The 25,134-nt window shown below is 54.5% G+C and carries 28 protein-coding genes; 19 read left to right on the forward strand and 9 right to left on the reverse strand.

From position 1 onward, the window contains the following. The first annotated feature begins 1 nt into the window (after position 1). Complete coding sequence (ftsY, locus tag VMW85_07360; GenBank protein HUT27844.1) at positions 2-943, forward strand: signal recognition particle-docking protein FtsY; 942 nt, start codon at positions 2-4, stop codon at positions 941-943. A gap of 10 nt (positions 944-953) precedes the next feature. On the opposite strand, the gene VMW85_07365 is transcribed toward ftsY, so the two are convergent. From VMW85_07365 to VMW85_07375, 3 genes are all read right to left on the reverse strand, one after another. Further along, on the reverse strand, positions 954-2,204 hold the full coding sequence (locus VMW85_07365) for a M20 family metallo-hydrolase (protein ID HUT27845.1): 1,251 nt from the start codon (positions 2,202-2,204) through the stop codon (positions 954-956). Between the two features lie 49 nt (positions 2,205-2,253). Beyond that, positions 2,254-3,435 (reverse strand): acetyl-CoA C-acetyltransferase, encoded by a 1,182-nt coding sequence (locus tag VMW85_07370; GenBank protein HUT27846.1) that lies wholly within the window; start codon positions 3,433-3,435, stop codon positions 2,254-2,256. 77 nt (positions 3,436-3,512) lie between these two features. After that, the gene (locus VMW85_07375) at positions 3,513-4,820 is read right to left on the reverse strand and encodes a tRNA(Ile)(2)-agmatinylcytidine synthase (GenBank protein HUT27847.1); all 1,308 of its coding nucleotides are present in this window, start codon (positions 4,818-4,820) and stop codon (positions 3,513-3,515) included. Between the two features lie 88 nt (positions 4,821-4,908). Here VMW85_07375 and VMW85_07380 point away from each other — a divergent pair, with 88 nt between their 5' ends. Beyond that, on the forward strand, positions 4,909-5,256 hold the full coding sequence (locus VMW85_07380; GenBank protein HUT27848.1) for a hypothetical protein: 348 nt from the start codon (positions 4,909-4,911) through the stop codon (positions 5,254-5,256). 128 nt (positions 5,257-5,384) lie between these two features. Here the strand turns inward: VMW85_07380 and hflX are convergent, their stop codons facing one another. Next, positions 5,385-6,659 carry a GTPase HflX gene (gene hflX / locus VMW85_07385; protein HUT27849.1) on the reverse strand — a complete coding sequence of 425 codons (1,275 nt, stop codon included), beginning with the start codon at positions 6,657-6,659 and terminating at the stop codon, positions 5,385-5,387. Positions 6,660-6,888: 229 nt separating this feature from the next. Between hflX and VMW85_07390 the strand changes: the two genes are divergently transcribed. Beyond that, positions 6,889-8,127: an ORC1-type DNA replication protein gene (locus VMW85_07390; protein ID HUT27850.1), complete on the forward strand. Its 1,239-nt coding sequence runs from the start codon at positions 6,889-6,891 to the stop codon at positions 8,125-8,127. On the opposite strand, the gene VMW85_07395 is transcribed toward VMW85_07390, so the two are convergent. Further along, entirely contained in the window at positions 8,128-9,015 is an 888-nt protein-coding gene (locus tag VMW85_07395) for a S26 family signal peptidase (protein HUT27851.1), read from the reverse strand. Positions 9,016-9,093: 78 nt separating this feature from the next. Between VMW85_07395 and VMW85_07400 the strand changes: the two genes are divergently transcribed. From VMW85_07400 to VMW85_07450, 11 genes are all read left to right on the forward strand, one after another. Next, a complete protein-coding gene (locus VMW85_07400; protein HUT27852.1) occupies positions 9,094-9,552 on the forward strand; it encodes a cytidine/deoxycytidylate deaminase family protein in 459 nt (152 codons plus the stop codon). Between the two features lie 218 nt (positions 9,553-9,770). After that, entirely contained in the window at positions 9,771-10,115 is a 345-nt protein-coding gene (locus VMW85_07405; protein ID HUT27853.1) for a hypothetical protein, read from the forward strand. Further along, on the forward strand, positions 10,090-12,135 hold the full coding sequence (locus VMW85_07410) for a V-type ATP synthase subunit I (protein ID HUT27854.1): 2,046 nt from the start codon (positions 10,090-10,092) through the stop codon (positions 12,133-12,135). Before VMW85_07405 ends, VMW85_07410 begins: the two co-directional genes overlap by 26 nt. A 2-nt stretch (positions 12,136-12,137) precedes the next feature. Further along, positions 12,138-12,356: an ATPase gene (locus tag VMW85_07415; protein HUT27855.1), complete on the forward strand. Its 219-nt coding sequence runs from the start codon at positions 12,138-12,140 to the stop codon at positions 12,354-12,356. Between the two features lie 46 nt (positions 12,357-12,402). Next, complete coding sequence (locus VMW85_07420; protein ID HUT27856.1) at positions 12,403-12,960, forward strand: V-type ATP synthase subunit E family protein; 558 nt, start codon at positions 12,403-12,405, stop codon at positions 12,958-12,960. Between the two features lie 4 nt (positions 12,961-12,964). Continuing rightward, positions 12,965-14,026: an ATP synthase A1 subunit C gene (ahaC, locus tag VMW85_07425; GenBank protein ID HUT27857.1), complete on the forward strand. Its 1,062-nt coding sequence runs from the start codon at positions 12,965-12,967 to the stop codon at positions 14,024-14,026. Beyond that, positions 14,026-14,325, forward strand: a complete 300-nt coding sequence (locus tag VMW85_07430; GenBank protein ID HUT27858.1) for a V-type ATP synthase subunit F — start codon at positions 14,026-14,028, stop codon at positions 14,323-14,325. The genes ahaC and VMW85_07430 overlap by 1 nt, the downstream gene beginning before the upstream one ends. Positions 14,326-14,335: 10 nt before the next feature. Continuing rightward, the gene (locus VMW85_07435; GenBank protein HUT27859.1) at positions 14,336-16,066 is read left to right on the forward strand and encodes a V-type ATP synthase subunit A; all 1,731 of its coding nucleotides are present in this window, start codon (positions 14,336-14,338) and stop codon (positions 16,064-16,066) included. Next, a complete protein-coding gene (locus tag VMW85_07440) occupies positions 16,067-17,452 on the forward strand; it encodes a V-type ATP synthase subunit B (GenBank protein ID HUT27860.1) in 1,386 nt (461 codons plus the stop codon). A gap of 2 nt (positions 17,453-17,454) precedes the next feature. Next, the gene (locus tag VMW85_07445; GenBank protein HUT27861.1) at positions 17,455-18,090 is read left to right on the forward strand and encodes a V-type ATP synthase subunit D; all 636 of its coding nucleotides are present in this window, start codon (positions 17,455-17,457) and stop codon (positions 18,088-18,090) included. Continuing rightward, the gene (locus VMW85_07450; GenBank protein ID HUT27862.1) at positions 18,087-18,224 is read left to right on the forward strand and encodes a hypothetical protein; all 138 of its coding nucleotides are present in this window, start codon (positions 18,087-18,089) and stop codon (positions 18,222-18,224) included. Before VMW85_07445 ends, VMW85_07450 begins: the two co-directional genes overlap by 4 nt. 2 nt (positions 18,225-18,226) lie before the next feature. Here VMW85_07450 and VMW85_07455 read toward each other — a convergent pair whose 3' ends face one another. Continuing rightward, positions 18,227-18,790: a carbonic anhydrase gene (locus VMW85_07455; protein ID HUT27863.1), complete on the reverse strand. Its 564-nt coding sequence runs from the start codon at positions 18,788-18,790 to the stop codon at positions 18,227-18,229. Positions 18,791-18,830: 40 nt separating this feature from the next. Next, positions 18,831-20,273, reverse strand: a complete 1,443-nt coding sequence (locus VMW85_07460) for a DNA-directed DNA polymerase II small subunit (protein ID HUT27864.1) — start codon at positions 20,271-20,273, stop codon at positions 18,831-18,833. 55 nt (positions 20,274-20,328) lie between these two features. Here VMW85_07460 and VMW85_07465 point away from each other — a divergent pair, with 55 nt between their 5' ends. Beyond that, the gene (locus VMW85_07465; GenBank protein HUT27865.1) at positions 20,329-20,712 is read left to right on the forward strand and encodes an RNA-binding domain-containing protein; all 384 of its coding nucleotides are present in this window, start codon (positions 20,329-20,331) and stop codon (positions 20,710-20,712) included. Continuing rightward, positions 20,709-21,479: a sugar phosphate isomerase/epimerase family protein gene (locus VMW85_07470; protein ID HUT27866.1), complete on the forward strand. Its 771-nt coding sequence runs from the start codon at positions 20,709-20,711 to the stop codon at positions 21,477-21,479. The genes VMW85_07465 and VMW85_07470 overlap by 4 nt, the downstream gene beginning before the upstream one ends. Here the strand turns inward: VMW85_07470 and VMW85_07475 are convergent. Further along, the gene (locus VMW85_07475; protein HUT27867.1) at positions 21,476-22,750 is read right to left on the reverse strand and encodes a CPBP family glutamic-type intramembrane protease; all 1,275 of its coding nucleotides are present in this window, start codon (positions 22,748-22,750) and stop codon (positions 21,476-21,478) included. The two genes, VMW85_07470 and VMW85_07475, sit on opposite strands and share 4 nt — an antisense overlap. A 162-nt stretch (positions 22,751-22,912) precedes the next feature. On the opposite strand from VMW85_07475, the gene VMW85_07480 reads away from it, so the two are divergent. Further along, complete coding sequence (locus tag VMW85_07480; protein HUT27868.1) at positions 22,913-23,164, forward strand: hypothetical protein; 252 nt, start codon at positions 22,913-22,915, stop codon at positions 23,162-23,164. Between the two features lie 12 nt (positions 23,165-23,176). Here VMW85_07480 and cyaB read toward each other — a convergent pair whose 3' ends face one another. Beyond that, positions 23,177-23,692 carry a class IV adenylate cyclase gene (cyaB, locus tag VMW85_07485; GenBank protein HUT27869.1) on the reverse strand — a complete coding sequence of 172 codons (516 nt, stop codon included), beginning with the start codon at positions 23,690-23,692 and terminating at the stop codon, positions 23,177-23,179. Positions 23,693-23,757: 65 nt separating this feature from the next. Between cyaB and cobO the strand changes: the two genes are divergently transcribed. Together cobO and VMW85_07495 are read left to right on the forward strand one after the other, a co-directional pair. Further along, a complete protein-coding gene (gene cobO, locus VMW85_07490; protein HUT27870.1) occupies positions 23,758-24,285 on the forward strand; it encodes a cob(I)yrinic acid a,c-diamide adenosyltransferase in 528 nt (175 codons plus the stop codon). 90 nt (positions 24,286-24,375) lie between these two features. Then, positions 24,376-25,134, forward strand: a 759-nt coding sequence (locus VMW85_07495; GenBank protein HUT27871.1) for a type IV pilin N-terminal domain-containing protein, incomplete at its 3' end; no start/stop codon positions are given.

A 25,134-nucleotide genomic window follows, 5' to 3' on the forward strand; every position in this document is an offset into this window, starting at 1 on the left:
CATGTTCGATTCCCTCAAGAAGATACTGAGTCTGAAGAAGAAGGACATCGAGCCCTCCGCCCATGTGGAGGAGGTGGTCGGTGATTCTGGGAAAAAGATTTCCGAGAAGGACCTTGACGAACTTTTATGGGAATTGGAGCTTGTTCTATACGAAGCGGACGTGGCGCAACCGATAGTCCAAGAGATCAAGGACTCGGTGCGCTCCGATCTTTTGGGAAAGAGAGTGGACCGCTCCTACCGCGTGGAGGACGCCATCGAGCTTGCTCTTAAGAACGCGGTGCATAAGGTGCTGCAGGGCAGCGAGTTCGATTTCGACTCTTATGTCAAGGACCATGAGAAACCGGTCATCATCATGTTCCTGGGGATCAATGGCACAGGTAAGACCACTGCCATAGCAAAGATCACCAACCGCCTGCAGAAGCAGGGATTGAGCGTAGTGCTTTCCGCCTCCGACACCTTCCGTGCCGGAGCTATCGAGCAGATCACCATCCATGGTGACCGTCTTGGTAGCAAGGTGATCAAGCACCAGGCCGGAGGGGACCCCGCCGCGGTGGCCTACGACGCGCTGGATCACGCCAAGGCTCGAAAACGGGACGTGGTGCTGGTGGACACCGCCGGTAGAATGCAGACCAACGCCAACCTCATGGACGAAATGAAAAAGATCAAGCGCGTGGTCAAACCGCACCTGACCGTCTTCGTCGGCGATTCGTTAGCCGGCAACGATGCCATCGAGCAGGCCCGCACTTTCGAGAAAGAGATCGGCGTGGATGTGGTTATCTTGACCAAGATCGATGCCGACGCCAAGGGAGGCGCGGCGCTGTCCATAGCTCATTCCCTCAAAAAGCCCATAGCCTTCCTGTCGACGGGACAGGGGTACGAGGACATCATCAAGTTCGACAGCCAATGGATGGTCGATCGGTTGTTCAACGATAAAAAGGGTTGAAGAGGTTTTTTCAGACTTGGAACTGGCTGCCGTAACAAAGGGCCGCCAGGACCGTGGCGAACACTTTGGCGTCAGCAACCATGTTGTCCACCCGGCTGAACTCATTGGGCTGGTGGGCCAGCTCCTCCACCGTCTGCCAGACATAGGCGTCGAAACCGGCCAGTCGGAAGAAGTTGGCACATGTGCCCCCACCTATACCGACCGGCTTGAGCTCCACACCACGAACCTTTTCCACCGCCCATTTCAAGGCCTTCATGCCCTCCCCGTTCTGATCGGACGGTTTTCCGCTGTGGGTCATCTGCACCGGCTCCACCTTGATCTCGGTGCCGGTCTTCTGCTCAAAGATGTCCGCCACGGCTGTTATGTCGCTAAGCACGGTGTCGATACTATAGCTCGGCAAGATGCGGCAGTCGAAGTAGAATATGTCCTCCCCGGGGATGGTGTTGACGTTGCCCACGGTCTGCAAGCGCTTCGTCGGCTCGAACGTGGAGCGGTCGGGGGTGAAGAGCTCGTCCGTCCCTCCATACTTGCGCTGCAGGAAATCCTGCAGGAAGACTATGAGCTCGGACCCCATGCGCATGGCGTTGATGCCCTGGTCCGGCCGGGAGGCGTGGACCTGCTTACCGGTGACGGTGAACTTCAGCCAGAGTATATGCTTCTCCGCGATCTCGACCTCGTCGCCCCTTGGCGTTCCGTGGTCCGGAACGAAGATGATGTCACCCGGCTTGAACACGCCTTCCTGAAGCAGGAACTTGATACCTTTCTCGTTGCCGGCCTCCTCGTCGGCCACCAAGACCAGCCCCATGCCCCGCTCCAGCTCTACGCTCATGTCCATTAGGACCTCCGCGGCGAACAGCGCGGCGACCAGTGCCTGTCCGTTGTCCTCAGTGCCAAGACCGAATATCTTACCATCCAAAAGGCGAGGGGAGAACGGTGGGGTTTTCCATGCGTTCAGATCTCCTGGCGGTACGGTGTCCATGTGGGCCACGATCCACACCGTCTGATCGTTCTTGCCACGACGGCGGGCCACGATATTGGGGCGCATCCTGAGCCGGACCCGCTCGTCCAGGGCGTCGTACATCTCCACATCGTCAAATTTGGAGTGGTCTAGGATGTCCCGCAGATAGCGGGCACGTTCCACTTCTCCGCTGCCCCCGCTCTCTGGACCGATGGCCGGTATCCTTATCAGTTCACTTAGGGCCTCGATCATTTCCTCGCGGTGCGACCCCACTTGGGCCAGAAGCTGTTCCAGATTAGGCATTCGAATCGGGATTAATTGAAATTGCCCATATAAAACCGTATGGGAACTGTTACCTCTGGAGATTTATCATCATTGATACAGCGTTCCCCCCGCCCAAGCATAGCGTAGCTAGACCGGTCCGCTTGCCCCGGTCCTTCAGAGCGTATATCAATGAGGTCAATAATCTGGCGCCCGAACAGCCGATGGGATGGCCGAGCGCAATGGCACCTCCGTTCACATTGAAACGGTCCTCTGGCACCCCGAGCGTGTCGCGCACCGCCACCGAGGCTGTTGCGAAGGCCTCGTTGTGCTCGAAGAGGTCCACATCCCCTATGCCCATGTCCAGTTTCTTCAGCAATTTCCTGGTGGTGGGTATGGGCGCCTCCATGATCCATTCCGGCTTGGTGCCACCGGTGGCATAGCCTACTATCTCTGCCAGCGGCTTTATGCCCCTCTCTTCGGCGAAACTGCGGGAGCAGACGATCAGGGCCGCCGCGCCATCACTGAGTTGCGAGGAGTTGCCAGCGGTTACCACGCCTTCCTTCCTGAAGGCCGGTGAGAGCTTGGCCAATGCCTCCATGGAAGTGTCTGCGCGTATGCCCTCGTCCTGGTCAAAGGTAGTGTCACCCTTCCTGCCCTTCATCACCACGGGTGTGATCTCCATTGCGGTCCTGCCCTCTATCTGGGCCTTCTGCGCCTTGGTGTGGCTTTGGAACGCCATCAGGTCCGCCTGTTCACGGGTGACCTTGAATCGTTCAGCAACGATCTCTGCGGTAATGCCCATGTGCATATCGTTAAAAATGTCCCACAGACCGTCGTGCACCATATGATCGACGATCTTGTTGTCGTTCAGCCTGTATCCGAACCGAGCCTGCTTGAGCAGGTAGGGTGCGGCGTTCATGTTCTCCATGCCGCCAGCCACCAATACTTCATACTCCCCCGCCTTGATGGCGTTGGCGGCCAGCATGACCGCCTTCATTCCAGAGCCGCAGACCTTGTTTATTGTTGTGGAGCCGATCTCCACCGGTAGTCCAGCCCCGATGGCCGCCTGCCTTGCCGGGTTCTGACCGAGGGACGCGGACAGCACGTTGCCCATCAGGCATTCCTGGATATCCGAGGATTGCAGGCCGGAACGGCGAACCGCCTCCGCTACCGCCACCGACCCTAACTGGGTTGCCGGTACGTCCTTTAGCGATCCCCCGAACTTGCCGATGGCGGTCCTAGCCGCACTTAGTATGACCACGTCTTCCATATGAATTACCTCACCAGCTTGCTGGATGGGTTTCGCTCTCATAGACCGAAGCCCTATAAATTATTGTCGATAGGACCTTACGACTCATGACGATATTGACCCATCCTCTTCAGTGGTTTTCCCAGGTGTCGGCGGGCGCAGACCGGTGGTTCATACCAACCGGGCGCGATCTCCCTGACCTCGTCGATCGACCCTCCTGGTAGGTCGGTCTTGGTTCTGCATTTTTTGCAGCGGTATCCTCCTTGAGACCCCATGGATTTGGTCGGACCGCCGCATTCCGGACAGCGGGGGTTGGACACCTTTTTGATATGCTGCGCCGTTTCCAGCACCTGCAGCTTTTCCAGATTGAGCGTTCTAGGCTTGTCCCTCAGTTCACCGAACACCCGGATACGGTCCCCTGGCCGGAGCGCCCTGATGACGTCCCGGAACTCCTTGGATGGTTCGTAGGCCGCGCATTCCAAGGTACCGTTCGTAATGGACATCGGAACGATGACGTGCCCCCCGGTTATGGTCCGGGGCGTGCCGACCACGGTCCCCAGCACTTCGTAGGACCTGTCCGGCAGTATCGGGGGCGTACGTAATATGTGATCGTCGGTACCCTGGTTACTGAGGAACATCAGCCATCGCGCTGGCCGTTCCGATCTTATGCTGAACACCGCGGCCATGAGGTCCTTGGGGTCGTCCCCTCGGACGCCGAAGAGCACCGGGCAGGGAGTGTGGGGGGAAATGGCCCTCCTCCCGGTCTGGTGATCGAAGTTGTTGAAAGTGGTGGTATGACGAAGGTCCATCTCCTTGATCGAGTCGTCGTCTAGTTCACGAGGCGTACCCCACCTATCTGGGTGACGATAGGTGATGATCTCATAGGTCCGGTCGTGAGGTCTCCAGGCCATGGCCGCGGACGCACCTATAATGCCACGACCGCCCTCCCAGCCAACCGTGTCCGCGCCGATCCTTTGCAGCTCTCGGACCGTGTCATCCTTCTCCACGATACCTCGTACGGCCTCCCAGTACAATCGTTGAGCTGGTTTGACCACAGAGACCACCAACCCGGGGCTGGCCCCCTCGCTAGTGCGGGACCACTTTGCTACGATCCGTTTGGATGTTTCCAGCACGTTCCTGTGGTCCGCATCTTCATACATCCGTTCGTAACTATACACGGGTAGGCTGTCGATCTCCCCTATCATTCGGCATTCACCTTTGCCAACACCGAAGCACAGACACAGCGCCCCGTTCCCTCTGGTCTTCCAGGGGACCGCCGGGTTCAGGCGAACTAACCGAGGTAGGCCGATCAGATCGTATCCCATCATGGCCTTGATCAGTTCGGTCGCTAGGAAGGTGGTGCACATCGATTGAATGGAATCAGTGTCATCGAAGGCAACGAACATGCTGTCCCCTCGAGCGGGGTGGGGATAGAAGAACTTTTCACCCCGTCTAAAGTAAATATTGAATATCTGGTTTCATATCTCACCTTTCATGTCCAAGCCCATCACTGTGGAGAAGGGGTTAGAACTGTCCATCATCATAATGTTGGTCGGTGATTTTCTGTTCGTCGCAGGTCTGTCCGATGCGTTGCATTGGATATTGAGCTTGGGTGGTTGGGGGTTCTGGGCCGGAGGGTTGGGGATCCTGATGTCCTTGGTGGGAACGATCTGGTTAATTTTTATAATACTGAGGATCAAGAGATTCAAACTTCTTATGACCGAAAAAAGCAAGGCGGTCTTCGTAAGAGCATTGGATGATTTGGAATATACTGCTTGGCAGTTACCAGAAAAATATGCTCGGTTAGTTGATGAGAAGAAATCTCAAATGGGTGTTAAGTAGGGGACACCCCATCATTTCCGATGGAACGAAATTTCGGCGTCGCCTTTCTGGATACTCGTATTTTTTCCAAATTTTATAGATTAATTTTTAACTTATGTTATATTATATATTGAATAAAAATCTATTATCTATCTATCATCGATAGAATTCATTGTACTAGAAACGTCTTTGATACCCGGTAAGGAATAGAGTTTATCCATTACAAGCTCCAGATCCTCCGATGCACATCGGAAGACCACCTTGACAATATTGGAATATTCAACAGATTCAACATAATAGGAATCATAGATACGAGATATCTCTGTCGCGGTCCGATCGGTATTGGCAGCTGAGAAACGTACTATGACTGGTGGACGAAAGTACTCATCGATCAGACCGAGCATGGTGTCGATACCATCTCCAGTCAAAGCTGATAAAGGAACTACAGCTATCGGGTCTAGGATCTCTCTGATCATATTGACCATGTCACCTATTCTGTCAGGGTCCGAATCACTTTTATTCAATGCGACCAAGATCCTATCGCCAGTGACCCCGTCACCCAATATCTCTTGCACCGTTATCATTTTCTCACTAATGTTGTATAATGCCTCGGACGAATCAACAACCAATACGACCAGGTCAGCGGAAAACACATCCTGTAGTGTATTGCGGAACGATTCCACCAGATAATGCGGAAGGTCCTTGAGGAAACCCACGGTGTCCGTTAACAGTATCTTGGAAAACCCCATCCTCCTGGTGGTCGTTCCTAGAGTAGAGAACATTCTATCAGCTACAAGGACCTCCTCTCCGGTCAACCTCCTCATCAACGACGATTTACCCGCATTGGTATAACCTGCCAAACAGATCGTTTTAAAACCTTTGTACCGGCGGACGCTCCTTCTAAGGTCTCCATCCTTTGCCAATCCATACAGTTCATCTTCGATCAGACCGATGCGCCGCCGTATGAGGTTGTAATACACATCTACGGCGTATTCCCCTCCCCCCAAAAAACCAGGATGCTCACCGGCCTTTGCGCTGTGAACCCATTCCCTTAATAAAGGGACCTGATACTTCAATCTGGCTCTCTCAACCTGGAGCTTGGATTCCCGGCTCTCCGCCCTCTTTGTGAATATATCCAATACTACACCCACTCTGTCCAGGCACTCGATCTTCAGACCGTTCTCCAGATTGAAATGTTGAGATGGTTTGAGGTCCCCATTGAAGATCAGAACCTCCACCGGGCTTTCATCCATCAGTTCCTTCAATTCCCGGAATCTCCCTCGGCCGATGAAATATGTCTGATCGGGATGTGATCTTCTCTGTACGATCTCGTAGATGATATCGATGTCAGCGGACTGGCACAGTTCTTCCATCTCCGCAACGTCCCAATTCAAGCTTATCAATGCGCCCTTTCGCACCGGCATTTCTCCTTTCACCCCAATCCCGTCCCCTTGCTTTACCTTATTTGGTAACAGACCCTGTTAGGGCTCCATCGGAAATGAAGGGGTGGGAGTGCATACACCCGATGAAAACCAAATCGACAGTTGACCGCCTTACTTATAGATTCAAGGATAAAAGTAAGGTTCATGTAAAGGGAACCCCAATGTCCTTTCCCTGACCGGGTCAGGACCTTATTATCAATATGAGGGCACCATGGAATCTAACGTCTTTACGCAGCATCTGGATAGAAAGCAGATATTTAAAAAGAACAACCGAGAGATCCTACGCCCCTCCTATATCCCGGAAGTGCTACCTCACCGGCAAGAGGAGATACAGTCCCTGGCGTCGGTACTGGTCACCGCCCTTAGGGGTGAAAGGCCTAGCAACATCCTTATCTTCGGCAAGACTGGAACGGGAAAGACCGCATGCGTCAAGTTCATCGGGAACGAGATCAAGAAGGCCGACGGCGAGAGTCACAAGGTGACGTTCATCTACATGAACTGCGAGGTGGTCGACACTGCCTACGGCGTATTGCAGAACATCGGAAACCAATTCGTCAAGGACTTCGATCAAAGAATACCGTTCACCGGTCTGAGCATCATGCAGGTCTACAACATGTTGCGGGACAAGCTTGACGAGCAGGACCAGGTCATCATAATCGCCCTGGACGAGATAGATAAACTGGTCTACAAGAGCGGGGACGATGTGCTGTACCACCTATCGAAGATCAATGACGACCTGAGCAAGGCCCGGGTCTCGGTCATCGGTATTTCCAACGATCTACTGTTCACGGAGATGCTGGATCCCCGGGTCCGCAGCCGCATGGAGGGGGAACGGATGGTCTTCCCACCTTACAACGCCGACCAATTGAAGGACATATTGCGGCAGAGGGTCATCCTGGCCTTTGACGAAGGCGTACTGGAGGAAGCGGTCATACCCCTATGCGCCGCCCTGGCCGCACAGGAGCACGGGGACGCCCGCCGTGCATTGGACCTGTTGCGGATCGCGGCAGAGATCGCCGAGAGGGAGAATTCCGAGCGAGTCGCTGAACTGCACGTGCTCAAGGCCAAGAACAAAATGGAGCTCGACTGCGTCAGCGAGGCGATAAGGACGCTTCCTACGCAATCGAAGATGGTCCTCATGTGCATCGTGGCCAACGTCGAGCGCAGTGTCGGACGCTTGACCACCGGGGATGTTTACGAGACGTACAAGGAAATGTCCCGCATATTGGGCATGGGGCCGTTGACCCAGAGGAGGATAACTGACCTCATTTCCGAGCTGGACATGTTGGGCATCATTCATGCCCGCGTGCGCTCGTTCGGTCGCGGCGGGCGCACCAAGGAGATCGACCTCAGTGTGCCCATCGGTGAGACCAGGAAGGTGTTGGAGGAGGATGAGGTCTTCATCGGCCTCAAGCATTACAAACAAAGGAACCAGACCACGCTGATGTGATCATTCCTTCGTTCGTCGCATCATTTCCTTTATACGGGCCCAGGGATCGATGCCCCTCTTCTTCAGCACGACCCCGGTCAGATCGATGGCTAAAGGTACAATTATCAACACGGCCAAGGTGACCATCAGCCCGGTCTTACTGTTCTCAGGGGTGTTCGAAGGCATGTTGCCGTTGACCCAGAGCTTGATCAGGCCAATCCAGGGGATCTCAAGCTTGGCCTCGCCCACGATCCATTCATCCATGATCGGCTCACGGCAGATGGTGGTGGTCGATTGATCATACACCCCCCCATTATGGTCCCCCAGCGTGATGATGCCACCATGGTCGAGGTTGTGGGCATCGTAATAGCTCAGCAGGTCGGAAAGGTCCACTCTGAGAAGGACGGACCGATACCCTATGTCATAGATCTCCACATAACCTGAAAGGTTCCACCATCGCCCATCCTCCACAGGACCGTTTCCCCACTTATCGGCCGGCAGGAGCGCCAGGGAGGGGATATCAAAACTTAGGGCGGTGCTGTTGAATTCCAATCGCAGCATGGCCCGGTGTATGATGGGGGTGTACTCGGACCGCCCGTAGCGTTCATAAATGATCACGTCGCCGAAATCCCCGAAGCTACGATGGCCGTCAGGATAACATTCCACATAGGTCCTCACATCATCCCCACCTGTAGCCTGGACGACCACTAGGTCCCCGGTGTCGATGATCCCGAAATCGCTCTCTGTATCACTATGCTGCATGCTTGCCGATTCCACAACGAAGACCGGGGGCCAAATACCGCTATAGGCCAAGAGGCCTCCAAGTAGCATCAGAACGATGATCATTCCGCCAATGACGGCCTTGTAGCGCTTGACCACGCCCCATATCTTACCAGGAAGTTCGGACAACAGGCGACTTAACCGACTTCCGTATAATTAATGATGACGAACGAGGGAATTAATAATATACGGCTATATTCGGAAAGGATGAGCGATAGGCCGGACAACGACACCTACTTCATGCGCATGGCCGAGCTGGTAGCCACCCGTTCCACCTGTTTGAGGCGTAAGGTGGGGGCGGTCATCGTGAAGGAGAAGAGGGTTCTCACCACTGGCTACAACGGCGCTCCCCGTGGTCTTCGCCACTGCGAGGAGGTGGGCTGCGTCCGCCAGCAGAACAACATCGAATCGGGCACCAGGCACGAGCTCTGCCGGGGGGTCCACGCAGAACAGAACGCCGTCATTCAGGGTGCATATTTCGGGGCAAGCATCAAGGGCGCCACCATCTACACTACTAACTTTCCCTGTGTCCTCTGTGCCAAGATCCTGCTCAACGCCGGCATCGACGAGATCGTTTACCTGGACACATATGTGGATGAGCTGTCCAGAAATATCTTGGATGAAGCGGGCATTAAAGTAAGACGTTACGTAAGTCCGGTAATATAATAGTCATTATTAATATAATATTGGTATTATTATATCATAAAGGTTCGATTCTAATATTAATTATTAGAACGATAACACTGGATTCTGATTTAATATTCCTGTAAGGAATCATAGATTTGTCGCTCATAATTAAATTTTATCAGCGTCCAGGGTACAAATTAACAAATGGTTTATATACTTTGATTAAATTCCCAGACTAACCTTCCGGGGAGACGCCTGTGAATAGATCTGACATTCTTCTTCAAGTAAAGGACGCCGAGGCTAAGGCGCAGCAGATCGTCAAGGAGGCGGAAGAGAAGCAGAGGACCATCATATCCTCCGCTAGAAGAGAGGCCGCCACCCATATGAACGAAGCCGATGAGAAGCTTAGAACTGAGTTCGACGCTAGGTTCGCTAAGGAACGCGAGACAATCGCGGCCGAGAGGCAGACCTACCTGAACAAGGGGAAGGACGAGGCTGCGGCCATCAAGGTCAAGGCTGACGCCAAGGTCCCCGATGTTATCACCCATCTGATGCAAGGCTTCGAGAGGACTTTAGATGTTGCTGCCAAAAGGAATGAATAGGGTCCTCATCGTAGGGTCCAGAGGGGCATTGAAGGACACCATCGAGGTCCTATACCAGTTGGAATCAGCCCATCTCATCGATTTCAGCGCTGACGAGGTTGGATTCAGTCTCGGGGCGCCATTGCCAGCCTCATCCGATGCCTCACAGAAGCTCCTGAAGCTTCGGTCCCTGGAAAAAGACCTCGACCTAGAGTCGCTGGAGGTCAAGGACCAGATGGACGTGGCCAAGATCGAAGAGGAGCTCTCAGCTACCCTTATCGAGCTAGAGGGAGAGATGACCGGTGCCATGGAGTCCAAGAACAACTTCCAGGTCCGAATGAACGAGCTTGAGGCCGAGAAGGCCGTCATGCAGTACTTCCAGGGCATCCCTTTAAACCTAGAACTTTACCGAGATTACGATTCATTGAAGGTCTTCACCGGAAAGGTCCGTGGAGACCCCACCGTCGCACTGAAGGCCGCTTTGCCCCAGTACGAGCTATTCCTTTCCGAAGACAAGGGATTCGTCGCTTTATTCGTACCTAATGCTCTGGCCGAAGAGGCCCAGAAGGTCTTGGTCCAATTCGGTTTCACAGAGGTGACCGTACCTGCTGGGGGCGGATCACCACAAGATCTGTTGGCCAAGGCCGATGACGAGCTGGTCACCCTTAAGGGGGGGATGGAGGACTCGGTCAAGAAGCTGGAAGAGCTCAGAGAGAAGCACGCCTCCTTCGTAAGGGCGGCCGACGAGCACCTCAGCATAATAGTGGAAAAGGCCGAGACCCCATTGCGGGTAGGCACTACTGATTATACGTTCGTCATGGATGCATGGATCCCAACCGAGGACATGCCCAAGGTGGAGAAGGTCATCTCTGAGAAGCTTGGTGGCAGGGTCCACCTGGAATCGCTGGGGGTCATGTCCCGCAAAGAGACGCATGCCCATGGTGATGAGGTCGAGCAAGAGGAGGAGATCCCCACCAAGCTGGAGAATGGTAAGACGGCCAAGAAGTTCGAGTTCTTGACCAGATTGCTCTCCATGCCCAAATACCGGGAGATCGACCCTACCGCGGTCATGATGATCACTCTCCCCCTATTCTTTGGGCTGATGATCGGGGACATGGGTTACGGAATACCGTTCATTATCTTGGGCGCACTAGGTCTCAAGAAGTGCACCTCCGACGAATGGAGGATCATCTCCACATTATTGTTCTTCGGAGGAATTTGGGCCACTGTATTCGGCTTCTTCCTGTTCGGGGAGGCCTTAGGAATGCACTTTGCATTGCAACCCGAGGACATCAGCTGGTCCTCGTTGCTGGGTGTTCAACTGCCACACGAGTTCAGTGTAGCCGGGTTCGAGCTACCTATCGGCATATACAGTAAGCTGCACAATGTGCGGGAGATCCTGTACATGACCGTGTGGATCGGTCTGATCCACCTGTTCATGGGATACTGCATAGGCTTCTACAACAAGTCCATCCGTTACGGTTTGGGTCACGCGATCAAAGAGCGCTTCAGCTGGCTTCTGATCGTCATCGGTGGCGCGCTTTTGCTGCTCTTCATCGTGGATGCCATGATCAGGGGCGTAGCGGTGGAGATCACCGATCTGCGCATTCTGATCGCCGTACCTCTCATGCTCGTAGGGGTCGTCCTGGCCTATATGGGTGAGGGAGCTGGCGCCATATTGGAGCTGCCCGGATTGATGGGCAACATCATATCATATACTCGTCTCGGAGCGATAGGAATGTCCAAGGCCGGTCTAGCACTGGCCTTTAACACCATAGCCTGGGAGTACATCTTCGGTCACAACCCGGAGATCTTAGGGTCCAACAGTGGGGACATCATCATGTTCATCGCCGCATTGGCCATATTTGCGATCGGTCATCTGACCATCTTCATATTGGCTATCATATCCGCGGGGCTGCACAGCCTCAGGTTGCACTACGTAGAGCTCTTCATGAAGTTCTACGAGGGCGGCGGTGTTGAATTCAAACCTTTGAAAGTGATTCGTAAGTACACAGTAGAGAAAAAAGGAGTAGGTGAGTAAAAATGGCAGACAGTGGTTTAATAGCGCTTAGTGCTGGAATCGCAATTGGTGTGACTGGTTTGGCATCCGCCTGGGCGGAGAAGGAGATCGGTTCCGCCGCCATAGGCGCCATGGCCGAGAACGAGAAGCTCTTCGGTAAGGGACTTATCCTGACCGTCATTCCAGAGACTATCGTCATCTTCGGTATGGTCGTAGCGATTCTGCTTTGGCTCAACATGTGAACGCAGCGGAACGTAAAGGAACGCACAAAAGGTAAGAGGCCGACGCATGGCATTGGATACTGTAGTTGAAAACATAATGGAGGGCGCCCGAGCTAATGCTGGGAAGTTCATCCAACAGGCGGAGAAGGAGAAGCGAACCATCCTCCAACAGGCGGACGAGAAGATCAGCTCCAAGAAGCTGGCCCAGCAGAAGGAGATGGAGATCGCTCTAAAGCGCCTCAAACAACAGGAGATATCCAGTGCCGAGCTCGAAGCGAAAAGGATAGTCCTGAACGCCAAGAAGGACGTCATGGACCGATCGTTCCAGGTAGCCCTTAGCTCACTGCTCAACATGGACGAAGGCAACCGTGGTAGAATGTATCGCAAGATACTGGAGAGCGGAAAGTCCGTCATCCAGTCTCCCAAAGTATATTGCCCCCGGGGCGAGTCCAAATTGATCAGTGCGGTGACCGGGTTGGTAAAGGTGGAAGAAACCGACATGGAGGCCGGGGTCATCATAGAGGATGCCTCGGGCAATGTTCGGTTGGACTGCCGCTTCCGGGTACTCCTGGGAAATGTTTGGGACAAGGAACTGAAGAACGTCTCAAATATATTGTTCGGGTGAAAGGATGTTGTCTATTTGGGTTAGCAAGGGTAATTATCCATACGTGACCGCCAGGGTCAAAGCGAAGAAGAGCCTGCTGATCTCGAAGGACAACTACCCCAAGCTAATGCTGATGGACCTGAACGAGATCGGCCGCTTCCTTGGTGAAACCCAGTATCAGGTCGAAATGACCGAACTGGCCACCAAGTACGACGGCGTCAATCTAATCGAGCTCGGCACCAGCAGGAATTTAGCCAGGGTGTTCACGGACATACTGGGCTATAGCAAAGGGAACCTCCGCGAGATGCTGGAGCGCTACCTGATGCGCTGGGATGTGTGGAACATCAAGACCGTGCTTCGCGGGAAATACTATGGCGCCTCCACGGAGGAGATCCAAGAGGACATAGTCGCTGCGGGGAAGTTCGACGAGGAGTTCATTAACACACTGATATCCCTCGAGGACGTGGAAGCGGTCCTTAAGGAGCTGAGGAACAAGGAAGGACTGGGTATTCCCGACGAGGTCGTCAAGGAATACCAGGAGACCATGACCTTGGCCCCCATCGAGGATTATTTGGACAAACTATACTACGCTGAGGTACTTGCCTGTGTAAAGTGCCGGGACAAGGCCGAGCAGCTGTTCAAGCAGTTCCTCCGCAAAGAGGTGGACGTCACCAATTTGATGACCCTAATGAAGCTCAAGAAGGAGGGGCTTACCCCGGAGAACCCGGAAAAGTACTTCATCGAGGGCGGAGAAGAGCTGCAGATTAAGGCGTTGGTCGAGCTTAGCAAAGTGGAGACCATGGACCGTCTGGTGAGCGAACTGACCAAGTATTCATTTTACATGGATATCAAGGACGCATTGGAGGAGATGAAGCAGACCGACTCTCTGAGTTCGGTAGGCCTCGCTATGCAGAAGCACCTCCTGAAGCGTACCCAGAAGTTCTCGCACATCTATCCGTTGTCCGTCCTACCCATCATGGACTACATGTTGAGAAAGAAGCAGGAAGTGGACAACATCAGGATAATCGCGAGATGCAAAGAGAGCGATCTGGCACCGGACCAGATAAAGAAGCTGTTGGTGATGTAATGGACATTGCTATCTTAGGCAACAACGAGTTCGTTCTGGGCTTCCGATTGGGTGGAGTGAAGCGTATCTACACTACCAAGCCCAACGATTACGAGGCCAAGGTTCTGGAGCTCATCAACGACAGCACTATTGGCGTGTTAGCGATCGATTCCTCCGACATGGAGCTCATGAGCCCCAACGCCCGGAGGAAGGTAATGGAAAGCATTGCCCCCGTCGTGGTGATGGTGGGTAAGGCCGAGAGCGACCTGAGAGAGAAGGTCAAACGAGCTATCGGCGTTGATCTGTACAAAACTAATTGAGGGGTATGACATGGGAAAGGAAGGCGTGATCTATAGAGTTGCAGGGCCTGTCGTTACGGCGGTCGGCATTTCGCCTAGAATGTATGACGTTATCCTGGTGGGCAAGGAGCAGCTCATGGGAGAGGTCATCAAGATCGTGGGCGATAAGACCGTCATTCAGGTGTATGAGGATACCTCAGGCGTGCGACCGGGAGAGAAGGTCGTCGATACTGGACAGCCCCTCGTAGCAGAGCTGGGCCCTGGTCTCCTGGGAAGCGTGTATGATGGTATCCAGAGACCGTTGCCGGTCTTGATGGAAAAGATGGGCAATTTCATTGAGAGAGGAGTTACGGCTCCTGGACTGGACCACAGTACCAAGTGGCCCTTCACCCCCGTGGTGAAGCAGGGCGACAAGGTGGAGGCGGGACAGACCATCGGAACCGTACCGGAAAGGGCCATCACCCACAAGGTCATGGTACCCCCGGGCATCAATGGTCAAGTTGACATGATCAAACAGGGCGACTTCACTGTGGACGACATCGTGGCCGTCATCGACGGCAAAGAGGTCCGCATGATGCAGAAGTGGCCCGTAAGGCGCGGTCGGCCGTTCGGAAAGAAGATGGCCCCCGACGAGCCGCTCATCACCGGACAGAGGGTGCTGGACACGTTGTTCCCTCTGACCAAGGGGGGCACTGGCGCCATCCCGGGCGGTTTCGGTACCGGCAAGACCGTTACCCAGCAGCAGCTGGCTAAATGGTCCGATGCCGAAATAGTGGTCTACATCGGTTGCGGCGAACGCGGCAACGAGATGACCGAGGTGCTGACCTCCTTCCCAGAACTGGTGGATCCCAAGTCCGGCAAGCCGCTGATGAACAGGACCGTGCTCATCGCCAACACCTCGAACATGCCCGTGGCTGCTCGTGAAGCAAGCGTCTACACCGGTATGACCATCGCCGAATACTTCCGTGATATGGGTCTTAACGTCTCATTGATGGCCGACTCGACCTCCAGATGGGCAGAGGCCATGAGGGAGATATCCTCTCGTCTGGAAGAAATGCCAGGTGAGGAAGGATACCCCGCTTACCTGTCCGCTAGGCTTTCCGAGTTCTACGAGAGGGCCGGCAAGGTCGTCACCCTATCCGGTGGCAACGGGTCCATCTCCGTGGTCGGGGCAGTTTCCCCGCCTGGTGGAGATTTGAGCGAGCCGATCACGCAGAACACCTTGCGCATCGTCCGTGTGTTCTGGGCCCTGGATACTAAGTTGAGGGAGAGGAGGCATTTCCCCGCCATCAACTGGTTGACCTCGTACTCTCTGTACTCAGGACAGCTGGACGGATGGTACAAGAAGAACGTGGCCGAGGACTTCCCCGAGCTGCGTAACTGGGCCATTGAACTGTTGCAGAAGGAGGCCGAACTGCAGGAGATCGTACAGCTGGTCGGGTCTGATGCCCTCCCCGAGGAGCAGAAGCTGACCCTGGAGATCACCAGGATGATACGCGAGATATTCCTGCAGCAGAACGCCTATCACCCCGTGGACACCTATTCGCCGATGGCCAGGCAGTACACCTACCTTAAGCTCATCAACCGTTTCTCGATCAACGCCAACAAGGCGGTGGAGAACGAGGTGCCGGTGGAAGACATAGCCAATATGGCCATCAGGAACCGTATGGCCAAGTCCAAGTTCGAGGATAACATCGACGACGAGCTGAAGGCCATCGCCGAGACCATGGACAAGGAGTTCGAAGCCCTGGGAGGTAAGTAAATGACATCCAAGGAATACCGCTCGATCACGCAGATCGCCGGGCCGCTGGTCTTCGTGGAGAAGACCGAGCCTGTAGGATACAACGAGCTGGCCGTGGTCACCCTGCCTGACGGCACAGAAAGGATGGGACAGGTGCTGGACAGTTCCGACACCGTGGTCGTCATTCAGATGTTCGAGGGAACCTCAGGCATCCCCCGGACGGCAGGCGCCCGATTCTTGGGCGAGACCATGAAGATGCCGGTGTCCAAGGACATGCTGGGCAGGATCTTGTCCGGTTCCGGTAAGCCGTTGGACGGAGGTCCGGCCATAGTGCCAGAGGACCGTCTGGACATCGTCGGTGCCGCCATCAACCCCTGGGCTCGCGACAACCCGTCCGAGTTCATTCAGACCGGCATATCCACCATCGACGGCATGAACACCCTGGTCAGGGGGCAGAAGCTGCCCATCTTCTCCGGGTCTGGTCTGCCTCACAACGAGATCGCTCTTCAGATCGCTCGTCAGGCGAAGGTGCTCGGGTCCACCGAAGACTTCGCCGTGGTGTTCGCCGCCATGGGAATTACCGCCGAGGAAGCTCAGTATTTCATGAAGGACTTCGAGAGGACCGGCGCTCTGAAGAGGGCGGTGGTGTTCTTGAACCTGGCCGACGATCCCGCCATCGAAAGGATCATCACCCCTCGTTTAGCGTTAACCACCGCGGAGTACCTGGCATTCACCTTGGACATGCACGTGTTGGTCATCCTGACCGACCTTACGAACTATTGTGAGGCGCTGAGGCAGATCGGCGCCGCCCGTGAGGAGGTGCCCGGCCGACGTGGTTATCCGGGGTACATGTACACCGATCTGGCGATGCTGTACGAGCGCGCCGGTAGGATCAAGGGCAAGAAGGGAAGCATCACACAGATCCCCATCCTGTCCATGCCAGGTGATGATATCACCCATCCGATCCCCGACCTGACCGGGTACATCACCGAGGGTCAGATCGTGGCCAAGAGGGAACTGTTGAGAGCGGGCATCTACCCGCCCATCGACGTCGGTTCCTCCCTTTCCCGTTTGATGAACGAAGGTATCGGCAAGGGACGTACCAGGGAAGACCACAAGGCCGTCTCCGATCAGTGCTACGCCGCCTATGCGGAAGGACGCGATCTGCGCGGACTCGTGGCCATCGTTGGAAAGGAAGCTCTCTCCGAGAGGGACCGACATTTCCTGGACTTTGCTGACATGTTCGAGAAGCGCATCGTTAAGCAAGGCAAGGAAGAGGACCGCACCATCGAAGGTACCTTGGACCTGATGTGGGATCTGCTAGCGTCCCTGGACGAGAGGCAGCTGACCAGGATCGACCGTAAGTACATCGAGAAGTACCATCCGAAGTACCGCAAGAAGGAATAAGGATGCCAACCGCCGACGTCAAACCAACCCGCTCCGAGCTCCTGGAGATCAAGAAGAAGATCAAGCGGACCAAGTCCGGCTATAAGATCCTCAAGATGAAGAGGGACGGGCTGATCCTTGAGTTCTTCAAGATCCTGGAGCAGGCCAAGGACATCAGGGAGAAGGTCAACCATGATTACCAGGAAGCGATGGAGCGCATAGCTGTGGCCAAGGCGGTCGACGGCGCGATCGCGGTGCAGAGCTCCGCATTCGCTCTCAAGACCCACCCGGAACTGTCACTACGCTCCAAGAACATCATGGGTATCGTGGTCCCGGAGATCGAGGCCACCTCGATCCGCACTCCCATGGACCAGCGCGGTTACGGCGTTATCGGTACTTCCGTCTACATTGACGAGGCGGCCAAGTCCTTCGAGAACTTGGTGGAGACGGTCATCGAGGCGGCGGAGATCGAGACCACCATGAAGAAACTGCTGGACGAGGTCGAGAAGACCAAACGCCGGGTCAACGCTCTGGAGTTCAAGGTCATCCCCGAGCTGGAGGAGGCCCAGGCCTTCATCCGTTTGCGCCTCGAAGAGATGGAGAGGGAGAACACCTTCCGGCTGAAGCGCATCAAGCAGAAGGCGGAAGCCCAAGGATGAACATCGAAAGAATCATTTTAAAGCTCTTCGGAACTCCGGAGAAAAAGGCCCGCCTGATAAGGTGGACCTGGCTTATTTCCCTTTTAATGTTGCTCTTAGGGTACTTTCTCATCGTCATATTCTGGGACGGTTGAGCCTACAACAGGTCCAAACGTCCGTCCTCAAGGTGGTATATCGCACCCAGGACATCGACCTCGGTCCTCGGCAGCACCTTTTTCAGAGTGAAGCGAAGCTCCCCTACCTGGCGCAGTACCCATTCCTCGTCGGTGAGATGATGAAACCCGAACCAGTCACGAAGGTTTTCATTATGGGTCCCCAGGCGCTGTATTAATTCCTCCTCATCGACAAGTTCTATCACCCGATCGTCAAGACCGGTCGGACAGCTCATGCCGCACTGGCTATGGCCGACCACCAGCACCTTCCGGCATTCCATTATGGTCAGGCATATTATCAGGGAGCGCAGCGCATCCGCGGTTACGGAATTACCCGCGTTCCTCACGATGAACACCTCGCCCGGGGAAAGCCCTAGCATCTCCAAAGGAGGTATTCTGGAATCCATGCAGGTCAATATCACAGCCTTGGCCGAGCCATTGAACCGTGGCTGCCCTGGGTATGACGCTCTCCATCGTTCATTCCCGCGTTTCAGATTATCGATAAAAAGATCGCTACCATCCTCTACACAGGGTGGGGCTGGGGGCATTAACTTCCAAGCAGGGGATGTATATTAAAAACATTGCCCATCAGAAAGCAGCTAACGAGGGCTTCCCGGTACCCAGATTCACCAGGGTCAACTTGGCCGGGTCCGGCACGAAGTTATGCATCTTCTGAAAGGAGGTCTGGTCCTGCCATGTCGAGGCATTGATGAGGCGGATTCCGTTATATGATGACACGCCGGCACCGTGAACGTGACCGGTGACGAAGATGTCTGGCACCTCGTCGATCACCAGATAGTCCCGCCTCTCCGGGGCGAAAGGGGTCTTCCCTCCGTAAGTGGGTGCCAAGTGCCGCCGCTTCAGCATTTCCTCCATGGCCTTCAGCGGTTGGGAGTATGACAGACCTTTGATGCCGTTGACCATGTCATCGAAGCTCTTCCCATGGTAGGATAGGATGGTCCGCCCCTCTATACGCAGATACGCTGGGTTCCCGATCTGCATGATGTTGGAATCGAAGAGCCTACTTACCTCACCGTTCAACGCTGGCTGAGGCTCCGCCGGACGCACCATGTCATGGTTCCCAGGCTGCATGACGATACGGATGTTGTCCGGTACCTCCTTAAGGTGCTCGGCCAAGGCCTTGTACTGATCTATTATGTCCTCGATGAGCAGCTCCTCCTCCTGACCTGGGAAGATGCCTACGCCGTCCACGCAATCACCGGGGATCACGATGTACTGCAGGTTCAGATCTTCGGCCTCATCCTTTAGCCAGGAGATCATGTTCCTCCAACGTTCCTCCAAGAAGGTGTTGCTGCCTATGTGCACATCGGACATGAACGCGACCTGGGTGGTAGAATCGTTCTCCTCCATCCCCGATCGGATGGGAACGTCGGGACGGACCAGTTTTTTCAGGATGATCTTACGGTCCTTCTGCGTCAGCTTGCCTATGATACCAACGACCTCGTCCTGCAATACCGAGTCCTGGATCAATTTATGGTCCTTCGGTACCATGACAGTGCAGCGGGCGGTATCGTCCTCGATATCCAGGATCATCTCCCCGCTGCGCGTGGTCCGCACCTCGTTGACCATGCCGATGACCTTGATCTCCTTGTTCGAATCAGAGGTCCGGTTGGGGTCCAACACCCTCTGGATGGTCTGCGCCCCGGCCAATTCCATACGACGCAGTAAGATCTGGCGCAGAGAGGCGTACCGATCTTGGAAATATCGGGCGAAACCCTCTACCGAGGCCAGGCATTCTGAGTGCGAGGTGATGTCGCGGAGGACCTCCACCTCACCGATCCTTCTCTTCCCTGAGGCCATCGGACGAGGCAAGCTCGTAAGCCGCGGGGTCTCAACCCGTACCACCGTACGCACATCCCTCATGGTCACCACCAATGGGCGGTGGACCATCTGGGATATGACCTGGCGGGCGAATTGCAATGGGGCGTCCTGACCCAGAATGTACTCCTCGGTCTCGTGGTCCAAAAGGAAACCATCATTGGCCAAGGCCTCAACGATCCTGCTGCGCATTCGAGATTCTCATGCCGCCCCCATTTTAAATAGTTTCTTCAAATATCATTATTCGATGGTTGATACTGTGGCCCGGGCCAGGTTGTTCCCGACCGAGGACCCTGAAAAGGTGAGGAAAGCCCTGTTGAATCTCTTCCCCGCGGCCGAGATGACGACGCAGGGGGATGAAATGATCGGCCGCACAGAGGACCTGTCCCGTTTCAAGGAACTGATCCGCAACCACCGGATCTTGGACAGCACCAGAGCGGTCATGCTGCGCGGGGTTTCAGAGGGAACGATCATCTTCCAGCTGAACAAGCAGGCAGCATACGTTGGGAAAATAAGCTTCGCCGAGGGAAGGTCCCCGCTCGGCCCCATAACGGTCGTTATGATCGTTTCGGACCCGGAGGCGACCGTCGATGACGTGGCTCCATCCACCGTGGACGGTTTAATTCCATGATAGCCATCTCTTCACCGCATATCTCCAGATGGGACTTCCCATACGCCATCGGGAAGGTTGCAGAGCATTACCAAGCATGGGAAATAGTTGCCGAAGGGCGGCATTTCCTTCGTGATATCATTGACGATTTCCTTGAACTGTCGCCTTCATACGATCTTCAGTACTCCATTCATGCCCCTCTGAGCGACATCAACATCGGGGGGCTCAATCCCCGGCTCAGGGAGGCGTCTCTGAAAGAGGTATTGGATTGTTTGGAGATCGCACACCGGATGGGGGTGGACCTAGTGACCATACATCCCGGTTTCATCTCCCCGCTGGCCAGGCTGGACCGCGAGGCGGCGGTGGCCGCCACCAAGTCATCGATGAAGGCCATAGATGCAAAGACCAAGGAACTGGGAATACGGGCCGCTCTGGAAAACATGCCAGAGATGCCAGTGGCCATGGCGAAAGACCCTAAGGAGCTGTGCCATTTCCTTGAGGGGACCGAACTGGGGGCGTGCTTCGACCTAGGTCACGCCAACACCGTTGGCAACATCCCCGATTTCCTGGAGATGAAGGAACGGTTCATTAACATGCACGTACACGACAACGCCGGTGACCGGGACCAGCATCTGGTGATCGGGGAAGGCAATACAGACTTCCGGAAATGGCTAGGGGCGTTTCGGCCATATGCGGGGAGATACGTCATCGAGGCTCGGGAGTTCGATCGCTCCCTGTTATCCCGAGACAGATTGTCTGCCATCCTTTCCTCCTTGGATCGAGATTAACTATCTTTTCCGCAGCGCGAGCATACGAAGCGACCTTCCTGGTAGCGAGCCTCGGTGCTGCCGCAGTTCATGCAGACGAAACCGAACGAGGGTCCGTACGCCGGTCCGGAATATGGTTGGTACGGCTGGGCCGATGCCATCGGCTGATAGTACGCGGCCAAAGGTCTCTTGCTCTCCCACACCAGGAAGGTCCTCCCACAGAAGAGCTCCAAGCCCCGGATGGAATAGTAGATCAGGTATACCGCCCCGACGATCATGGCCACCAGCAGGAACAATCCCATGGCTAGGTCGGTACCGTCTCCCTGCCAGACCTCCATGGGCATGGAGAGATAATCGATGAAGAAGTGCAACATGATGCTGGCATAGATGCCATATTTTAGGAACAGGTATCCCAGTGCCAGTCCGGCCAGGAAGGTCGGTAGGACCTTGTAAAGGTCCCAGCTGAACACGTGGGCGAAGGCGAACATGGCCGAGGAAAATATCAGGAACAACTTTTCCCAGGATCCTATCTGGAAACCTCCGCCAAGGATGTATCGGCGGTAGGGACCCGTTTTTCCCTTTACCGCGTACACGACCGCCAATGGCAGGCCTATGAAAAGTATGCGGCAGATTACCTCCTCCCAGACAGAAGCACGCAGAAGGCTGTAAAGCAGCTCCCAAAGCTCAGAACCGGCGGTGCCACCACTAGAAGGGTCGATCCCGAACAACCCCAGGGTCAGGTAATAGGCGGCGTTCATCGTCAGGACGGCCATGAACAACGTGCTGATGACGTAGATGGGGGAGTGCTTCGTGGGCAGGAAACGCAATTCCCTACTGAACTCCTTCCGGCTCAGGTAGAGCATGAACACGAACGATAGCAGCACCGAGGCCACCAATAGTATGTAGAAGATGACGAATGCCAGGCCAGGTAGGCTAAGGAAACGTACCAGCCAGGGAAGGGCGACGTAGAGCGAGGTCGTCTTGTCCCAAGCCTCGGGAATGACCAGGCCCATGCCCCATAACATAATGCCAACATTTAAGGACACCAGGGCCAGAATGATCAAGGTCATGACGGCGCCAATGCCCCGTATCACCTCCCGTGCGGTCTGTATGCTGCTCTTCTGTACGATCAACCGGGGTGGCGGGGCATAATAATCGTACTGTCGGGAGGCAGCCTCGTCCTGCAATGTCAACGGCATGCCGCAATGAGGGCAGAACATAGCGTCCTGCGGCATAGGCGACGCGCAACGTGGGCACGTGCGAGGCTCACCGTGGTCCATACCCCCTTTCATCTTGGGCGCTCTATTTTTAACTGTCGATTCAGACCCCATCCCTTGAAACTCAGTTTCTGAATATTTTTTTACCCATAAATAAGGCCAGTATGGAAAAGGCGCTAAGCAAACCTTTATAGTTTTACTAAATGTTCCATAGGCAATATAATGGAGGCAACCGCAATGGATGACGATGCGCCGGGTAAAAAAGTCGATTTCGTTACAATGAGTTCTGAAAAGATCCCCTTTGGCCGCAACAACTTCATCGAGGTGGCGCGCAAGAAGGCTATCACCGATGATGGTGAGAACGAGTTCATTTCGCTCTCCCGGGGATATTACCTGCCCGACGGCACCGAGCGGTTCAAGAAATCCGTGACCATTCCAGATGATCCGGCGATCAAGAACTTCGTCATAGAGAAGATACGCTCGATGTGAGCGTTCTCAATCTTATTTTTCCATTATCAGTTCAAGATAGGACCGGCGTTCGTTCCCTTTTAGGCCAAGTTGTCGCTTCAACAGCATGATCTTCTCTTTACCGGCAACAAGGTCCTCGCCTTCGTACTCCAGTTCGACGTAATCACCCAGACCTTCCACCCGGTCCAAGCATATCTCCACATCCTGGTACGAATATACCGTGCGGCTTTTAGCCACCCGTAAAAACGGTTTGAACCCCACCCTTTCCAGTACAGAGGACATGAGTGATAGGTCCTCCACGCCCAGTTCGATCTCCTCTCGCATCTTTGTATCCGCGTCCATTTTCGGTCCCTTGTAGGTGATGCGAGATCGGTCGTTCTCCCTTCTCAGCCTCAGGGCCTCATCCGTGACCCCGAAATCACGTTCTGGGTGGGAGAAGTATACGTCTTCCTGATCAAGGTCCTCGACGTGCTCGGCGCCAAGTTCTTTCAGTCGGCGTTCCAACCCGTTCAGGTCCGGGCAGGGCACCTTTATCTCCAGCTCGATCATGGGCTCAATCCCTACTCCCGATTGCAATATATAAATTACTGGAATCTAATGAAGTATGTGATCGCATGGAAAAGAACGAGCTGGGTCTGTTGCAGGTATACACTGGCGATGGCAAAGGTAAGACCACCGCTGCCATGGGTTTGGCGTTGCGCGCCTGGGGCCATGGCCTTCGTATCTGCGTTATCCAGTTCATGAAGAAAGGCGAAGATTACGGCGAAGTTCGCGGATTGCGTAAGATGGACGTGGACGTGTTCCAATTCGGTTCGGGGAAGTTGATCGTCAAGGGCCGCCACTGCCAGGACGACCTAGACTGCGCCCGCCACGCATTGGAATTTTCCCGCGAGACCCTGGCATCCGGGGAGTATGACCTGGTCATACTGGACGAGGTGAACGTGGCCGTCTATTTCGACCTTATATCATGTGACGATGCGATAAACATGCTACGGAAGAGGGACCGTGGTGTGGAGGTCGTATGTACTGGGAGGAACGCCCCCGAGGAACTGAAGAGGGAGGCGGACCTGGTGACCGTCATGGTCGTCGAGAAGCACCCTTACGACGGCGGCCTGGAAGCTAGAAAGGGCATAGAGTATTAATTTATTATTTAATTCCAGGATACAAATAGTTAAATAGTAATTTGCTGACTATTACTTAGTAGCACGTGCTATCAATAGGCGGTGACCGCCATGAGTAAATTCAACAAGAAGCTATCCAAATCAAGGTCCGGAGTATCCGATATAATCGGTAACCTATTAATCCTGGCCATCACCGTCTCTTTATTCTCCACTGTACTTTTCTTTGTCACTAGTATGCCCGCCCCCGTTGAGGCCACCTTCACAGATCTGGAACCAAGCATATCTGCCGACATTGACGGCGTCCTCATCTCCGTCACCCATAAAGGTGGACAGACGTTGAACAACTGGTCCACAGGCATCTACATTTTCGTTAATGGTGCATATACTGGTGAATTGTATATCGCCAGTGGCGGGATAGCCGATGAAAAATGGGAGACCGGGGACGTATGGGTCTATAACCAAAGCTACAATGGCACTCTCGATTCCCTATCCATGCTCGTGGTGGACAAGAATTCCAATTCAATAGTGTGGCAATCCGATCTAATTGGAGGGGCCAGCGATATAGCCCTCCCTCCGATCATTGGAAACCGCTGGACCGTGCCGATGATCGGTACCAAGAACAAACCTCTCACCTTCCACATCACCATCATAGATCCAAACGATGACCTGGATTATAGCAGCGCCAGACTTGACGCGTCATATCTGAACGGAGTTAGTAATGTTCCATTGATCTATAATGGGGGAAACATGTTCTCCGCGGTTCTCACTCCTACCGTGGTAAGTGAGGAAGGAACCACCGTGATCATTACCGCTAGCGACCTCGCTGGTAACACCGGCAGGGCTCTCATGTCCGTAGTGGTCTATGATTCT

This window comes from Methanomassiliicoccales archaeon, assembly GCA_035527755.1.
Classification (GTDB): Archaea; Thermoplasmatota; Thermoplasmata; order Methanomassiliicoccales; family UBA472; genus UBA472.

Coding starts and splice junctions, on each gene's coding strand:
- VMW85_07370 (HUT27846.1), bottom strand. CDS start 3,435: ATGGAAGACGTGGTCATACTAAGTGCGGCTAGGACCGCCATCGGCAAG.
- cobO (HUT27870.1), top strand. CDS start 23,758: ATGGAAAAGAACGAGCTGGGTCTGTTGCAGGTATACACTGGCGATGGC.
- VMW85_07470 (HUT27866.1), top strand. CDS start 20,709: ATGATAGCCATCTCTTCACCGCATATCTCCAGATGGGACTTCCCATAC.
- VMW85_07480 (HUT27868.1), top strand. CDS start 22,913: ATGGATGACGATGCGCCGGGTAAAAAAGTCGATTTCGTTACAATGAGT.
- VMW85_07465 (HUT27865.1), top strand. CDS start 20,329: ATGGTTGATACTGTGGCCCGGGCCAGGTTGTTCCCGACCGAGGACCCT.
- VMW85_07380 (HUT27848.1), top strand. CDS start 4,909: ATGTCCAAGCCCATCACTGTGGAGAAGGGGTTAGAACTGTCCATCATC.
- VMW85_07415 (HUT27855.1), top strand. CDS start 12,138: ATGGCAGACAGTGGTTTAATAGCGCTTAGTGCTGGAATCGCAATTGGT.
- VMW85_07390 (HUT27850.1), top strand. CDS start 6,889: ATGGAATCTAACGTCTTTACGCAGCATCTGGATAGAAAGCAGATATTT.
- VMW85_07460 (HUT27864.1), bottom strand. CDS start 20,273: ATGCGCAGCAGGATCGTTGAGGCCTTGGCCAATGATGGTTTCCTTTTG.
- cyaB (HUT27869.1), bottom strand. CDS start 23,692: ATGATCGAGCTGGAGATAAAGGTGCCCTGCCCGGACCTGAACGGGTTG.
- VMW85_07410 (HUT27854.1), top strand. CDS start 10,090: ATGTTGCTGCCAAAAGGAATGAATAGGGTCCTCATCGTAGGGTCCAGA.
- VMW85_07400 (HUT27852.1), top strand. CDS start 9,094: ATGAGCGATAGGCCGGACAACGACACCTACTTCATGCGCATGGCCGAG.
- ahaC (HUT27857.1), top strand. CDS start 12,965: ATGTTGTCTATTTGGGTTAGCAAGGGTAATTATCCATACGTGACCGCC.
- VMW85_07435 (HUT27859.1), top strand. CDS start 14,336: ATGGGAAAGGAAGGCGTGATCTATAGAGTTGCAGGGCCTGTCGTTACG.
- VMW85_07475 (HUT27867.1), bottom strand. CDS start 22,750: ATGAAAGGGGGTATGGACCACGGTGAGCCTCGCACGTGCCCACGTTGC.
- VMW85_07455 (HUT27863.1), bottom strand. CDS start 18,790: ATGCCCCCAGCCCCACCCTGTGTAGAGGATGGTAGCGATCTTTTTATC.
- hflX (HUT27849.1), bottom strand. CDS start 6,659: ATGCCGGTGCGAAAGGGCGCATTGATAAGCTTGAATTGGGACGTTGCG.
- VMW85_07440 (HUT27860.1), top strand. CDS start 16,067: ATGACATCCAAGGAATACCGCTCGATCACGCAGATCGCCGGGCCGCTG.
- VMW85_07430 (HUT27858.1), top strand. CDS start 14,026: ATGGACATTGCTATCTTAGGCAACAACGAGTTCGTTCTGGGCTTCCGA.
- VMW85_07420 (HUT27856.1), top strand. CDS start 12,403: ATGGCATTGGATACTGTAGTTGAAAACATAATGGAGGGCGCCCGAGCT.
- VMW85_07375 (HUT27847.1), bottom strand. CDS start 4,820: ATGTTCGTTGCCTTCGATGACACTGATTCCATTCAATCGATGTGCACC.
- VMW85_07365 (HUT27845.1), bottom strand. CDS start 2,204: ATGCCTAATCTGGAACAGCTTCTGGCCCAAGTGGGGTCGCACCGCGAG.
- ftsY (HUT27844.1), top strand. CDS start 2: ATGTTCGATTCCCTCAAGAAGATACTGAGTCTGAAGAAGAAGGACATC.
- VMW85_07450 (HUT27862.1), top strand. CDS start 18,087: ATGAACATCGAAAGAATCATTTTAAAGCTCTTCGGAACTCCGGAGAAA.
- VMW85_07445 (HUT27861.1), top strand. CDS start 17,455: ATGCCAACCGCCGACGTCAAACCAACCCGCTCCGAGCTCCTGGAGATC.